The sequence below is a fragment of the Pseudomonas sp. GM102 genome (assembly GCF_000282555.1).
GTDB lineage: Bacteria > Pseudomonadota > Gammaproteobacteria > Pseudomonadales > Pseudomonadaceae > Aquipseudomonas.
In genome coordinates this window covers 1-13,877 of record NZ_AKJB01000044.1, presented here as the reverse complement: position 1 = coordinate 13,877, position 13,877 = coordinate 1, and the positions used below count along the sequence as shown (strand labels likewise).

13 protein-coding genes are annotated in these 13,877 nt (G+C 60.2%); 7 read left to right on the top strand and 6 right to left on the bottom strand.

Translation table 11 applies throughout. The features are described 5' to 3' along the window. Nucleotides 1-33 precede the first annotated feature (33 nt). The 5 genes from purT to PMI18_RS21915 all read right to left on the bottom strand — a co-directional run bounded on the left by purT (nt 34) and on the right by PMI18_RS21915 (nt 3,401). The gene (purT, locus tag PMI18_RS21895) at nt 34-1,215 is read right to left on the bottom strand and encodes a formate-dependent phosphoribosylglycinamide formyltransferase (RefSeq protein WP_007897554.1); all 1,182 of its coding nucleotides are present in this window, start codon (nt 1,213-1,215) and stop codon (nt 34-36) included. A gap of 93 nt (nt 1,216-1,308) precedes the next feature. After that, nucleotides 1,309-1,782: a VUT family protein gene (locus PMI18_RS21900; RefSeq protein ID WP_007897552.1), complete on the bottom strand. Its 474-nt coding sequence runs from the start codon at nt 1,780-1,782 to the stop codon at nt 1,309-1,311. Between the two features lie 226 nt (nt 1,783-2,008). Then, the gene (locus PMI18_RS21905; RefSeq protein ID WP_007897551.1) at nt 2,009-2,224 is read right to left on the bottom strand and encodes a DUF1289 domain-containing protein; all 216 of its coding nucleotides are present in this window, start codon (nt 2,222-2,224) and stop codon (nt 2,009-2,011) included. After that, nucleotides 2,221-2,745, bottom strand: coding sequence for a gamma carbonic anhydrase family protein (locus tag PMI18_RS21910; RefSeq protein ID WP_003221962.1), 525 nt, complete (start codon nt 2,743-2,745; stop codon nt 2,221-2,223). The genes PMI18_RS21905 and PMI18_RS21910 overlap by 4 nt, the downstream gene beginning before the upstream one ends. 56 nt (nt 2,746-2,801) lie before the next feature. After that, nucleotides 2,802-3,401 carry a CoA pyrophosphatase gene (locus PMI18_RS21915; protein ID WP_007897550.1) on the bottom strand — a complete coding sequence of 200 codons (600 nt, stop codon included), beginning with the start codon at nt 3,399-3,401 and terminating at the stop codon, nt 2,802-2,804. 146 nt (nt 3,402-3,547) lie between these two features. Here PMI18_RS21915 and PMI18_RS21920 point away from each other — a divergent pair, with 146 nt between their 5' ends. The 7 genes from PMI18_RS21920 (at nt 3,548) to nagE (ending at nt 12,369) form a co-directional block, all read left to right on the top strand. Beyond that, on the top strand, nt 3,548-4,099 hold the full coding sequence (locus PMI18_RS21920) for an NUDIX hydrolase (protein ID WP_007897549.1): 552 nt from the start codon (nt 3,548-3,550) through the stop codon (nt 4,097-4,099). A gap of 65 nt (nt 4,100-4,164) precedes the next feature. After that, nucleotides 4,165-4,668: a L,D-transpeptidase family protein gene (locus PMI18_RS21925; RefSeq protein WP_007897548.1), complete on the top strand. Its 504-nt coding sequence runs from the start codon at nt 4,165-4,167 to the stop codon at nt 4,666-4,668. A 442-nt stretch (nt 4,669-5,110) separates the two neighbouring features. Beyond that, the gene (locus PMI18_RS21930) at nt 5,111-5,842 is read left to right on the top strand and encodes a GntR family transcriptional regulator (RefSeq protein WP_007897547.1); all 732 of its coding nucleotides are present in this window, start codon (nt 5,111-5,113) and stop codon (nt 5,840-5,842) included. 37 nt (nt 5,843-5,879) lie between these two features. Continuing rightward, a complete protein-coding gene (gene nagA, locus PMI18_RS21935) occupies nt 5,880-6,986 on the top strand; it encodes an N-acetylglucosamine-6-phosphate deacetylase (protein WP_007897545.1) in 1,107 nt (368 codons plus the stop codon). Then, nucleotides 6,979-7,989, top strand: coding sequence for an SIS domain-containing protein (locus tag PMI18_RS21940; RefSeq protein ID WP_033036069.1), 1,011 nt, complete (start codon nt 6,979-6,981; stop codon nt 7,987-7,989). Before nagA ends, PMI18_RS21940 begins: the two co-directional genes overlap by 8 nt. Nucleotides 7,990-8,105: 116 nt before the next feature. Beyond that, on the top strand, nt 8,106-10,622 hold the full coding sequence (gene ptsP, locus PMI18_RS21945) for a phosphoenolpyruvate--protein phosphotransferase (protein ID WP_007897541.1): 2,517 nt from the start codon (nt 8,106-8,108) through the stop codon (nt 10,620-10,622). A 31-nt stretch (nt 10,623-10,653) separates the two neighbouring features. After that, nucleotides 10,654-12,369 (top strand): N-acetylglucosamine-specific PTS transporter subunit IIBC, encoded by a 1,716-nt coding sequence (gene nagE, locus PMI18_RS21950; RefSeq protein ID WP_007897539.1) that lies wholly within the window; start codon nt 10,654-10,656, stop codon nt 12,367-12,369. A 163-nt stretch (nt 12,370-12,532) separates the two neighbouring features. On the opposite strand, the gene PMI18_RS21955 is transcribed toward nagE, so the two are convergent. After that, on the bottom strand, nt 12,533-12,931 hold the full coding sequence (locus tag PMI18_RS21955; protein ID WP_007897536.1) for a DUF6124 family protein: 399 nt from the start codon (nt 12,929-12,931) through the stop codon (nt 12,533-12,535). Nucleotides 12,932-13,877 lie beyond the last annotated feature (946 nt).

Genomic DNA, 13,877 nt, shown 5'->3' with positions numbered 1-13,877 from the left:
AGCGAGGCTTGCCCGCGAATGGCGCGCCTCGGTTTACAGCTCTATAACAACGGCCTGAGAAGCACGGGTCGCTTTCGCACGAGCCGCTTCAATCGACTCATCACGCGCCAACGCCACACCCATCCGACGCTGGCCATTGACCTCAGGCTTGCCGAACAGACGCAACGCGGTATCCGGCTCGCTCAACGCAGCGCCCAAATTGGCAAATGCGGTCTGAGTCGACTGCCCTTCCACCAAAATCACCGCCGAAGCCGATGGACCGAACTGGCGGATCAATGGAATCGGCAGGCCCAGGATCGCCCGTGCGTGCAGTGCGAACTGCGACAGGTCCTGGGAAATCAGGGTCACCAGACCGGTGTCATGCGGGCGCGGCGAGACTTCGCTGAACCACACCTGATCACCTTTGATGAACAACTCGACGCCAAACAGACCACGGCCACCCAGGGCTTCGGTCACGGCGTTGGCAACGCGCTCGGATTCAGCCAGAGCAACCGGGCTCATGGCTTGTGGTTGCCAGGATTCCTGGTAGTCGCCCTTCTCCTGACGGTGGCCAACCGGCGCACAGAATGTAGTGCCGCCAACGTGGCGCACGGTCAACAGGGTGATTTCGTAGTCGAAGTCGATGAAGCCTTCAATGATCACGCGACCTTTACCGGCGCGACCACCTTCTTGAGCGTAATCCCAGGCCTTGCGCACGTCATCAACGCTGCGCAGCAGACTCTGGCCTTTGCCCGAGGAACTCATGACCGGTTTGACCACGCATGGGAAACCCAGATCGTCGACAGCCTTGCTGTAGTCCTCGAACGTGTCGGCGAAGTAGTACGGCGAGGTCGGCAGGCCCAGCTCTTCGGCGGCCAGGCGACGGATACCTTCGCGGTTCATGGTCAACTGCGCGGCGCGAGCGGTCGGAACCACGGTGAAGCCTTCGGACTCCAGCTCCACCAGGGTCGCGGTGGCGATGGCTTCGATTTCCGGCACGATGAAGTGCGGCTTCTCGGCTTCGATCACTGCACGCAGGGCTGCGCCGTCGAGCATGTTGATCACATGGCTGCGATGGGCGACTTGCATGGCTGGCGCATTGGCGTAGCGATCCACAGCAATCACTTCAACGCCCAGGCGTTGCAGCTCGATCACCACTTCCTTGCCCAACTCACCACAGCCACACAGCAATACGCGGGTCGCGGTTGGCGACAATGGAGTTCCGATACGGGTCATCTCAGGTCCTCAAGAAGCGGATCATCGAGGGATGCGGTGCCTGGCACGCTTCCCATGGGGAGAAAGCGCGGCATTTTACATGAACCTGAGGGTTTAGCTTCTGCTGACGACGGCCTGATTACGCAAGCGCCAGGCCATGATCAGCCACACGACTGTCACACCTGCGAACTTCGAACCCATGGCGGTGAGGATCACGGCCGGAGTGAAGGCATCGATCATGCCGAAGAAGATGAAGGTGTCGAGGGGAATGCTCAGGGCCGAACTTATCCACAGGCGATCATGCAATGGTCGCTTGGTGATGCTGAACACCAGCCAGTCGATGCACTCGGACACGGCGAATGCGATCGCGCTGGCCAGTGCGATAGACGGGTCAGAAGTGACATAGGACAGCACCAACGCCACCAGCATCGCCGCGATCGCGCCGTGGCCGAAACGGGTTTGCACCATGTCCCGCAACACGAACACCAGCCCACCCCAGGCCGACCAGATGATGTCCAGGTGCGGGGCGCTGGAGAAGGCGTAATTGATCAGCACGACGCTGCTGATGTAGGCGATCAGGAAGAGCATGGGGCGAAAGTACCTGTCGATTTTGGTGCACAGGGTACTTCATCCTCAACGCATAGATAACCTGTGGCTAGGGAGCTTTGTGGCGAGGGGGCTTGCCCCCGTTCGGCTGCGCAGCAGTCGTGAAATCAGCAAATGCCATACGCCTGAAAGAACAAAGTCGCAGGTTTAGCGCCGCTTCGCAGCGCAACGGGGGCAAGCCCCCTCGCCACAGAACCGCGTACAACCATCAGGAATCGGATTTGGATGGCAGCATCCAGATCAACCCACTCGACTTCGCCCGCTCATGACACAACCCCAACACCTTGCGCCGCTCTGCGTTGTCCATCCGGCTCCAGCGGGTGATTTCTTCCACCGTGCGCTGACACCCGGTGCAAATGTCATCCTCATCCAGCGCACAAATGTTCACGCACGGCGATGGAACCGGTCGTTCAGTGGTGCTCATTCTTCCTGCTCGACCAGATCGCGGGCGTAGCGCTGCGAGTTGTGCACATAGTGAGCGGCGCTGGCTTCGAGCATCTTCTTTTGCGGCTCGGTCAACTCGCGTACGACTTTGCCCGGCGAGCCCATGACCAGCGAACCGTCCGGAATTTCCTTGCCCTCACCGATCAGCGAGTTGGCGCCGATGATGCAGTTCTTGCCGATTTTCGCGCCGTTGAGAATCACCGCATTAATACCGATCAGGCTGTAATCGCCCACCGTACAGCCGTGAAGCATCGCGTTGTGGCCGATGGTCACGCCGGTGCCAATGGTCAGCGGGTAGCCCATGTCAGTGTGCATCACGGTGCCGTCCTGCACATTGCTGTTCTTGCCGATCAGGATCAGTTCGTTGTCGCCACGCAACACGGCGTTGAACCAGACGTTGGCGCCCTCTTCCAGTTTGACCTTGCCCACCAGCACGGCATTGGGGGCGACCCAGCTCTGCGGATGGGTGTCGACGCGGGCGTCGCCCAGGCGGTATTTCATCTTATTGTCCTCAAAGGCTCAGGCAGCCGCAGACTCATGCCATGCGAACGATGGCTTCAGGTGTTGATAAAACTCTTGGGGGGTTGATGCAGGCTGATTTTCGCGTCATAGAGCAGGTTGATCAACTCGACAATCATGATCGCCGTCAGTCCCCAGATCTTGTATTCGCCATAACGGTAGCTCGGCACGTACCAACTGTGGCCCTGATAGTCGATGCGGTGGGTGTGCTCGCGCGGGTCCTTGCGGAAGAATTCCAGCGGCACACTGAACACCGCGGCGATCTCGGCGTCATTGGCCTGGTATTCGACGAAATCCGGAATCACGCCGACATAGGGCGTGACCTTGATGCCGTGCAGGGAGATCAATGGGCTCAGCGGGCCGATCACTTCAACCAGCCCCGGCGGCAGGCCGATTTCTTCTTCGGCTTCGCGCAGGGCGGTAAAAATCAGGTCTGGGTCTTCGGGGTCGCGTCGACCGCCAGGAAAGGCGACTTCGCCGCCATGGGTCGAGAGCCCGCTGGCGCGAAGGGTCAGGACCAGTTCCGGTTCGTCACTGCGCGTGATAGGCACCAATACCGCGGCTTCAGGGAAACGTCGGTCTGTTTCCAGCGTACGCGGCGTGTGATTGCTTACCCGGTGCAGTAGCTCGTCCAGCATGAGTCTTCTCGATCTGTGCCTTACCCTGCATCATGCACCAATCGCACCGGCCGCCCAAGCCCCGAACAGCCTCATGTCGCGAAACGACAACTTGCCGACCGACACCGCTGCACGCCAAGATAGGCGCAGCATTCAGGAACCCAAGCATGAAATTTTGCAGCCAGTGCGGCAACCCGGTAACCCAGCGTATTCCCGAAGGCGATTCGCGCCTGCGTTTTGTCTGCGATAGCTGTCATACCATCCATTACCAGAACCCCAATATCGTCGCCGGTTGCGTGCCGGTCTGGGGTTCGAAGGTGCTGCTGTGCCGTCGCGCCATCGAGCCACGGCGCGGTTACTGGACCCTGCCCGCCGGGTTCATGGAAAACGGTGAGACCATCGAACAGGCCGCCATTCGCGAGACCGCCGAAGAAGCCTGTGCCCGGGTGCGCAACCTCAGTATCTATACGCTGATCGACGTGCCACACATCAGCCAGGTGCATGTATTCTTTCGCGCAGAGCTGGTGGACCTGGATTTTTCCGCGGGTCCCGAGAGCCTGGAAGTGCAACTGTTCGAAGAAGCCGACATCCCTTGGGCCGAACTGGCTTTCCGCACGGTGGGCCGTACCTTAGAATGCTTCTTCGCTGACCGGCGGACGGAGGTCTACCCCGTGCGGTCCGAATCGATCCCGCCGCTGGTCCAGCCTGCCATCATTTAAAGCTGCTACACATAAAAGCACCTATAAAATAAATAGTCGCGACACCTCCTAGGGATATCGTTTCAATGCGCTGGTTGCTTGCTGTTTTTTGCTTATCGTTCGTCGCTGTCACCCAGGCTTCCTCCACGGAAACGCTGGATGGCAAAGTCATCGATAAAGTTCTGGTTCTCAAATCAGCCCATCAATTGCAATTGATCAATGATGGCAAGCCGATCAAGACCTATCGCATTTCCCTGGGGAAACGCCCCAAGGGGCCGAAGCTGATGGAGGGCGACAAGCGCACCCCCGAAGGCTTTTATTGGGTCGACTGGCGCAAGATCAGCGAACGTTTCAACCTGGCGATGCACATCTCCTACCCTAATATCAGCGACTCCGCCCGTGCCCGGCGCGAAGGCGTCGAGCCTGGCGGCATGATCATGATCCACGGCACCCCAGACACCGAAGACAACCCCGAAGACCTGTTCCATACACTGGACTGGACCGATGGCTGCATCGCCATGCGCAATATGGACATGCGCGAGGTTTGGGGTTTGGTGCCGGATGGCACGATGATTGAGATTCGCCCTTAACGGCTACCTTCAAAGCTGGCGACGAGCTTCTTGATGATCGTTCCCACGCTCCGCGTGGGAATGCAGCCTGGGACGCTCCGCGTCCCACTTAAAGCCGAACGCGGAGCGTCCGTAGAGGCATTCCCACGCAGAGCGTAGGAACGATCGAGTGACTACCTTCGGTCGGCATCGAAAAATAAATTCAAAAGATCGCAGCCTTCGGCAACGCCTACCGGGTAGATACCAATTCCCCCTGTAGGCGCTGCCGAAGGCTGCGATCTTTGCTTTCAAAACCCCCTTCTCTAATACCACTTAGAACCAGCCTCCCTTAAGAGCCTCCAGCACACCAGGCTTTATCGCGCCCACAGTAAAGTACTGGCATTGACATGGTATTTAAGTGGTATTAGGTTTCGTCCCACAACCGGGCGACAACAATCCCACATCCGCATCGGACCAAACCTACATGAATGACCTCCAGGCCCTACGCCCTGACGACACCCAGCCCACGCCGTTGTACCTGCAACTGGCGCGCAATCTGGAAGCGGCGATCCATGCCGGCCAGTGGAAAGCCGAGCAGGCCATGCCGTCGGAGCGCAATCTCAGCGAACTGCTGGGCATCTCCCGCGTCACCGCGCGCAAAGCACTGGAAGTGCTGTTCGAGCAAGGCCTGATCCGGCGCAATCAAGGCTCAGGCACGTTCATCACGCCACGCCTGGAACAACCGCTGTCGCGACTCTCGGGGTTCAGTGAAATGCTCCGGCTCAAGGGCTTCGTCCCCGGCTCGCAATGGCTGGAACGGGTAATCACCCCGCCAACCCACGAAGAACTGATCCGCCTTGGCCTGTCGCCCAACGACAAAGTCGCGCGGCTCAAACGCTTGCGCAAAGCCGACGACACAGTGATGGCGATCGAGATGAGCACCCTGCCCGCCTCGATCATTCCCAAGCCGCAAGCGGTGGGCGATTCACTCTACGAATACCTCGACGGCATCGGCAAACCGGTAGTCCGCGCCCTGCAACACATTCAGGCGATCAACGCCTCGGACGAATTCGCCGCCCTGGTGGGTATCGCTCCCGGCACCGCCATGCTGCTGATGACCCGGGTCGGCTACACGGAAGACAACACGCCCATCGAAGTCACCGACACCTATTGCCGCAACGACTACTACGACTTTGTCGCAGAGCTCCGCAGATAAAGAGCTTCGTCGCTAAACGAGCAAACGAGAACCGATCATGTCCGAAGACAACATCCTCACCGCCCACGGCTGGGTTCGCGGCCGGCTGATCCACGAACACGGCAAGGTCGTGTCTATCGAAGGCCAGCCGTGCGACCCAGCGGACAACGACCTGCCTTACCTGCTGCCGGGTTTCATCGATCTGCACGTTCACGGCGGCGGCGGTAAAGACATCATGGAAGGCGCGCCCGCCTTCGAAACCATCACCAGAACCCACGTGCGGTTTGGCACCACATCGCTGCTGGCGACCACCATGACTGCGCCGAACGAAGAGATTTCGCGAGTGCTCAAGGACGTCGGCGAGTTCTGCGAGCAGCGGCCAAAAGGCAGTGCCCGAGTCCTCGGCGTGCACCTCGAAGGCCCATACATCAACCCCGGCAAACTCGGCGCTCAGCCGAATTTCGCCCACACCGCGTTGATGGCCGAAGTCGAAGAATACCTGGCGCTGGCGCCGATCCGGGTGATCACCATCGCCCCGGAAATCGCCGGTCACGACGGTTTGATCCGCGCCCTCAGCGCTCGCGGCGTGCGTATGCAAATCGGCCATACGCTGGGCAGCTATGAGGAAGGCGTCGCTGCGCTTGCGGCCGGTGCCAGCAGTTTCACCCACCTCTACAACGCCATGAGCCCGCTGCATCACCGCGAGCCGGGCATCGTCGGCGCGGCGCTGGCCCACGCCAAATACGCCGAGCTGATTCCGGACTTGTTGCACGTGCACCCCGGCGCGATCCGCGTGGCGCTGCGCTCGATCCCGTGCCTGTATTGCGTCACCGATTCCACCGCCGCGGCCGGCATGCCGGACGGCGAATACAAACTCGGCAGCCACACCGTGACCAAATGCCTGGGCGGTGTGCGCCTGCCCGACGGCACGCTGGCCGGCAGCACCCTGACCATGGATCAAGCCCTGCGCAACCTGGTGAAGATCGGTTTACCGATCAGCGAGGCCTCGCAACGACTTTCGCAATTCCCCGCCGACTACCTCGGCCTTCAAGAACGCGGACGCCTGCAACCCGGCGCCTGGGCCGACTGCGTGCGGCTGGACCGCTCACTCACACTGACCGCCGTCATGGTCGAAGGAGAAGACATTGACTTCAAAAATGCTTGAAGAGGCGCTGTCCTCGTTCGAGGCCGTGCAAGCCCAGTTGCAGCAGCTCGACCCGCCGATGATCGAGATCGCCGGACGCCTGCGCCGTCAGCCGCCGCAAGTGGCGATGACTGTCGCTCGCGGCAGCTCCGACCATGCCGCGAGCTACTTTGCCTACCTGACCATGCAGCAACTGGGCATCCCGGTCGCGTCGTTGCCGATGTCGGTGGTGACCATGCAGCAAGCACCGTTGAAGGTCAGTGGCCAAGTCGCGTTCGCCTTCTCGCAGTCGGGACAAAGTCCGGATCTGGTGAACAGCCTGCGTCTGCTGCGCAAGCGCGGCGCCCTGAGCATCTCCATGGTCAACGCCGAGAACTCGCCCTTGGAAGCCGCCTGCGAATTCAGCCTGCCGCTGTGCGCCGGCACCGAAAGCAGCGTCGCCGCGACCAAGAGTTTTATCGCCACCCTCACCGCCAGTGCCCGCCTGATCGCCCACTGGAAAGAAGACGTGGAGTTGCTGGAAGCAGGTCTTGCCCTGCCGGAAGGTCTGCGCGACGCGGCGCAACAGGACTGGAGCCTGGCCATTGATGCGTTGCGTGATTGCCAGCGATTGATGGTGATCGGCCGTGGCGCCGGTTTCGCCATCGCCCAGGAAGCGGCCCTCAAATTCAAGGAAACCTCGGCGATCCAGGCCGAAGCCTTCAGCAGCGCCGAGGTCCGGCACGGCCCAATGGCGCTGATCGACGAGAACTACCCATTACTGATCTTTGCCCCGCGCGGCGCCGAGCAGGCCGGGTTGCTGAGCCTGGCCGCCGACATGCGCCAACGCGGCGCCCGCGTGCTACTGGCCGCGCCGGATGACGTCGCCGAGCGCGACCTGCCCCTGAGCCGCGCCGAACACCCGGCCCTGGACCCGATTCTGGCGATCCAGAGTTTCTACGTCATGGCCGCAGGCTTGGCCGTCGCCCGCGGCATGGACCCCGATCAGCCACGTCATTTGAGCAAAGTGACACGCACGCACTGAACCGATGGGTATCCATGCCTATTTGCTGGCGGATGAATACCTCCGTAGGAGCTGACAAGTTGATCCGTACAGGGCGAGTTGATCCGAACCGTAGTTTTTATTGATGAGACCGAGCCATGCACAACAACAATAAAGAGCTGACCCTCAGCGCCCCGCTCAGCGGCCCGGTGCTCACACTCGCCAAAGTCCCGGACCCGGTGTTCGCCAGCGGCGCCATGGGCGACGGGATTGCCATCGACCCGCTGAACGACACCCTGTACTCGCCCTGTGAAGCGGTCGTGATCCACGTTGCCCGCACCGGCCACGCCATCACCTTGCGCGCCGATAACGGTGCCGAGTTGCTGCTGCACCTGGGCCTCGATACGGTCGAATTGCAGGGCGTCGGTTTCTCGATGCTGGTCAAGGAAGGTGCGCGCGTCAGCAATGGCCAGCCGTTGTTGCGTTATGACCTGGACCAGGTCGCGCAGCAGTGCAAAAGCCTGGTCAGCCTGATGATCCTGACTAACAGCCAAGACTTTCAGGCGCGGCCGATTACGCTGAAATCGGTGAAGGTCGGCGATCCGCTATTGCACATCGTGCCGAAAGCGGTCAACGGTGTGCAGATCGACATTGAGGTCGTCGGCATCGAGGTTCAGGGGCATATTCATGTCGCCCATCGCGGCGGCCTGCACGCCCGGCCCGCCGCACTGATCCGCCAGACCGCCCAACAGTTCACGAGCAAATCCTGGCTGCACTTCGCCGGCAAATCGGCCGCTTGCGACAGTTTGATCGGCCTGATGGGGCTGGCCGTCGGTGAGCAAGATGAAATCAGAGTCAGTTGCCAGGGACCGGACGCCGAGGCTGCGCTGCAAGCCCTGTTGGCGGCGTTATCCACAGCCTTGGCCGAAGACAGCCACGCCGCTGCGCCAGCACCGAAAATCCAACGCAATCGCCCTGCCGAAGCGGGCGTGTTGCACGGCGTGTGTGCAGCTCCCGGTCTGGTGGCTGGGCCGTTGTTTCGTCTGAACTCGATCAGCCTGCCGATGGATACCGGCAATCATCAGCCGGAGCAACAACGTCAGCGCCTGAACACCGCCCTGACTCAGGTACGCGGTGAAATCGACAACACGTTGAGCCAAGCGAAGAAGCACAAAAAAACCGACGAAGAAGCGATCTTCGCCGCGCATCTGGCGCTGCTCGAAGACCCGGCGCTGCTTGACGCGGCTCATCAATCCATCGACCACGGCAGCGCCGTGACTCACGCCTGGAGCCAATCCATCGACGTGCAATGCGAGGTGCTTCAGCAACTCGGCAGCCCGTTGCTGGCCGAACGGGCCAACGACCTGCGCGACCTCAAACAACGCGTGCTGCGCGCCCTGCTCGGTGAAACCTGGCATTACGACGTGCCGGCCGGCGCCATTGTCGCGGCCCATGAGCTGACGCCATCCGACCTGCTGCAACTGAGCCAGCAAGGTGTGGCCGGGTTGTGCATGGCCGAAGGTGGCGCGACTTCCCATGTGGCGATTCTCGCTCGCGGCAAAGGCTTGCCGTGCATGGTTGCGCTGGGTTCGACGCTGCTCGATCAGGAGCAAGGTCAAGCGGTGGTGCTGGATGCCGACGGCGGACGTCTCGAACTGATGCCGAACGCCGAGCGCCTGGTCGAGGTGCATCAGGCGCAACTCGATCATCAACAACGTCGCGCTCTTCAACAGGCGCAGGCTCACACCCCGGCACTGACACTGGATGGTTTGCAAATCGAAGTCGCCGCCAATGTCGCTTCCAGCGCTGAAGCGGCCGATGCACTGGCCAATGGCGCCGATGGCGTCGGCCTGCTGCGCACCGAATTTCTGTTTGTGGACCGCAACACCGCGCCGGACGAACAGGAACAGCGCATCGCCTATCAGGCTGTGCTCGATGCCATGGGCGACAAATCGGTGATCATCCGCACCATCGACGTAGGCGGCGACAAGCAACTCGACTATTTACCGCTGCCCGTGGAAGCAAATCCGGTGCTCGGTTTACGCGGCATTCGTCTGGCTCAGGTCCGCCCGGAACTGCTGGATCAGCAATTGCGCGCACTGCTGCAGGTCAGCCCGTTGTCGCGCTGCCGGATCCTGCTGCCAATGGTCACCGAAGTCGATGAATTGCTGCACATCCGCCAGCGTCTGGATGCGCTGTGCGGCGAACTCGGCCTTAGCCAACGCCCGGAGCTGGGTGTGATGATCGAAGTTCCGGCCGCCGCATTGCTGGCCGAGCAACTGGCCGAACACGCGGACTTCCTGTCCATCGGCACCAACGATTTGTCCCAATACACCCTGGCCATGGACCGCGACCACGCTGGCCTCGCCTCCCGCGTCGATGCGATGCACCCGGCATTGCTGCGGCTGATCTCCCAGACCTGCGCCGGCGCGGCTGTGCACAACCGTTGGGTCGGCGTCTGCGGCGCCCTCGCCTCCGATCCGTTGGCCACGCCAGTGTTGATTGGGCTGGGGGTCAGCGAGTTGTCGGTGAGCCCGGTGCAGATCGGCGAAATCAAGGACCGCGTCCGCCACCTCGACGCCAGCGAATGCCGACGCATCAGCCAGGACCTGCTCAAGCTGAGCAGCGCCAGCGCGGTGCGTCACGCTTGTCATCAGCACTGGCCTCTGAGCTGAACAACTACAACAAAATCCAGGGAGATTCGCCATGTACCAATATTTCATCGAAGGCCTGCAGCGCCTCGGTCGTGCGCTGATGCTGCCGATCGCGATCCTGCCGATTGCCGGGTTACTGCTGCGCCTGGGCGACACCGACCTGCTGGACATCGCGATCATCCACGACGCCGGTCAGGTGATCTTCGCCAACCTGGCATTGATCTTCGCCATCGGCATCGCGGTCGGTTTCGCCAAGGACAACAACGGCACCGCAGGCCTGGCCGGGGTCATTGGCTATCTGGTGATGATATCCACCCTCAAAGTGCTCGATGCGAGCATCAACATGGGCATGCTCGCCGGGATCGTCGCTGGCCTGATGGCCGGCGCGCTGTACAACCGCTTCAAAGACATCAAGTTGCCGGAGTACCTGGCATTCTTCGGCGGTCGGCGTTTTGTGCCGATCGTCACCGGGTTCGCCGCCGTCGGCCTGGGCGTCGTGTTTGGGTTCATCTGGCCGCCGATCCAGCACGGCATCAATGGCTTCGGCACGTTAATGATGGAGAGCGGCAGCTTCGGTGCTTTCGTCTTCGGCGTGTTCAACCGCCTGCTGATCGTCACCGGCCTGCACCACATCCTCAACAACATGGCGTGGTTCGTGTTCGGCAACTTCACCGACCCCACCACCGGCGCCCTGGTGACAGGCGACCTGTCACGCTACTTTGCCGGCGACCCGAAAGGTGGCCAGTTCATGACCGGCATGTTCCCGATGATGATCTTCGGCCTGCCCGCCGCCTGCCTGGCGATGTACCGCAACGCCTTGCCAGAACGACGCAAAGTCATGGGCGGGATCTTCCTGTCCATGGCCCTGACCTCATTTTTGACCGGCGTGACCGAACCGATCGAATTCGCCTTCATGTTCCTCGCGCCGATGCTGTATCTGGTGCATGCGCTGCTGACCGGTTTGTCGATGGCGATCACCAACCTGCTGAACATTCACCTGGGCTTTACCTTCTCAGGCGGCTTCATCGACATGATTCTGGGCTGGGGTGAATCCACCAATGGCTGGCGGGTGGTTCCGGTAGGGCTGGCGTATGCGGTGATCTACTACGTGGTGTTTGATTTCTGTATTCGCCGGTTCAATTTGAAGACGCCGGGGCGTGAAGATGTTCCGACTGGCGACAAAGTTGTGATCACCAAGAACGAGCGCGCCGGGGCTTACATCAAGGCGCTGGGCGGTGCGCAGAATCTGATCACGGTGGGTGCGTGCACGACACGGTTGCGGCTGGACATGGTTGATCGCAATAAGGCATCCGATGCGGACTTGAAAGCGTTGGGCGCGATGGCTGTTGTTCGTCCGGGTAAGGGTGGAAGTTTGCAGGTCGTAGTTGGGCCGATGGCAGACAGCATTGCCGATGAGATACGGTTGGCGATGCCGGCTTTGGGGCGCGCGGTTATCACCTCCCCCGTTGCTGTTATCGACGTACCTGAAACTGCCACCGTGGCGAACACAGAAGCCCAGCAATGGCTGAAGGCGCTGGGCGGCGGCGACAATGTGCTGCAAATGGATTGCGTGGCGATGACCCGGATTCGGTTGCAACTGGCGGATGGCAAGGCGTTGTCGGAGGGTCAGTTGAAAGCGCTGGGTTGCATGGGTGTCAGTCAGTTGGATGGTGGAGTTTGGCATCTGTTGATTGGCGACAAGGCAGCGAGTTTGAGTTGTGCGCTGGAAGCTTTGGTTAATCGCAGTGAGGTGAGTGCCAAGGTTTAGATTTTTGGCGCCTGAGAGTCAGTCTTCGCGGGCAAGCCTCGCTCCTACGGGGGGCAACCGACACATACCCCGTAGGAGCGAGGCTTGCCCGCGAAGAGGCCCTCACGACCAATGAAAATCTGCCCGCTGACCGCCACAGGTCCAACGGGCTTTTTTCATTGTGCTACCCCTGCGGATCCACCTGATCCAACACCCGGTTCACCGACAACTCCGCCAACGAAATCATCTGCTGAATCCCCAGGGCCAGATTGCACGCCGGCCCAGTGACGTCGAACGCCAACTCACTGGCCATGACATTCGCCGAAGCCAGGGTCTCACAGGCATGGGCCAGCAGCGTTTCGGAATCTACGTTCGGCGCGACCACGAAAATCGTACTTGGACGCTGGCCGGCTTTGGCCTTCTTCCGGGAAGGTGGCGCGAGATAGTGATCGAGTGCACGGATCGCGGCGTCGTGGAGTTTTTTGGAATTGAGGCAGGCGTAGGGGGAAACGGATTCGTTTTCAATGTTTGTTTCCACATCTTCTACGTCTGTTTCCGGGGAATTGGGATTGTCTTCAATCATGGTGGAGCTCCTAAAAAATTGGAGCGACCGACATCACTTATTGATGCGGCGCCTATAAGCGCCTAACGATTCTTCGGGCTTGCAGTCCCGGTCGCTGAATTGGCAGCGACATCGGAAGGTTAGAGAGGCCACTTCCGACGGACAACCTGAAAGACTTGTGGGAAGGTTCTGATGTTTTGCCTGACGAATAAACACCATCACTTATCCAAGCGGACAGCAAAAACCCGACCTAGGCCGGGTTCTTGTAATGCAGCTTAAGCTCAGGAAAACGTTGCGCGCTGTTCAGCTTCGTAGTGCCGAGTCTGGAAAGACATGAGGGATTGAGCCTTCAGACCCAAGCCCCTCACTTAACCCCCAAGTGACGGCGAGGTCATCACGGCGATGGCGAAGCGAAACGGCCGATTGTGGTGATACTTCTCTGGAAGCCGAGTGTTCAAATAGCTCAAGGGCATTGAGAGTTTCCGACACGCGACCATCAGACACGCACGAAAAACGAGTAAGTCGCTCGAGCAAGTAGGCTGCACGACGAAGCTCGACCTCGTCTGTGTGGCGACTCAGAAAAATTGAAACTTCACTCTCAAGATTCAATTTTGAGTACCAAACAGCTTTGGCCGCGCTGACAAGCGCCGCGTCATCTGCTTGATTTAGAGGACGTTTGACCAATGTGTCCAAGGCGGATGAGAGGACGTGGCCGCTAGCGGGCTTCGTCATCTGATTCTCCAAGTAGTCTTGCAATATATGGGTAAGAACGGATTTTGGAGATTAGAGAGGCCACTTCCGACGGACAACCTGAAAGACTTGTGGGAAGGTTCTGATGTTTTTAGCGATCAATAAACATCTTTGCCTGTAAGGCCGTCATCGCGAGCAGGCTCGCTCCCACAGTGGGTTGGCGTATGCCTGCAAGAGATTGGGCGGCTGTCAGGCCGCCTTCGCGGGCAAGCCTCGC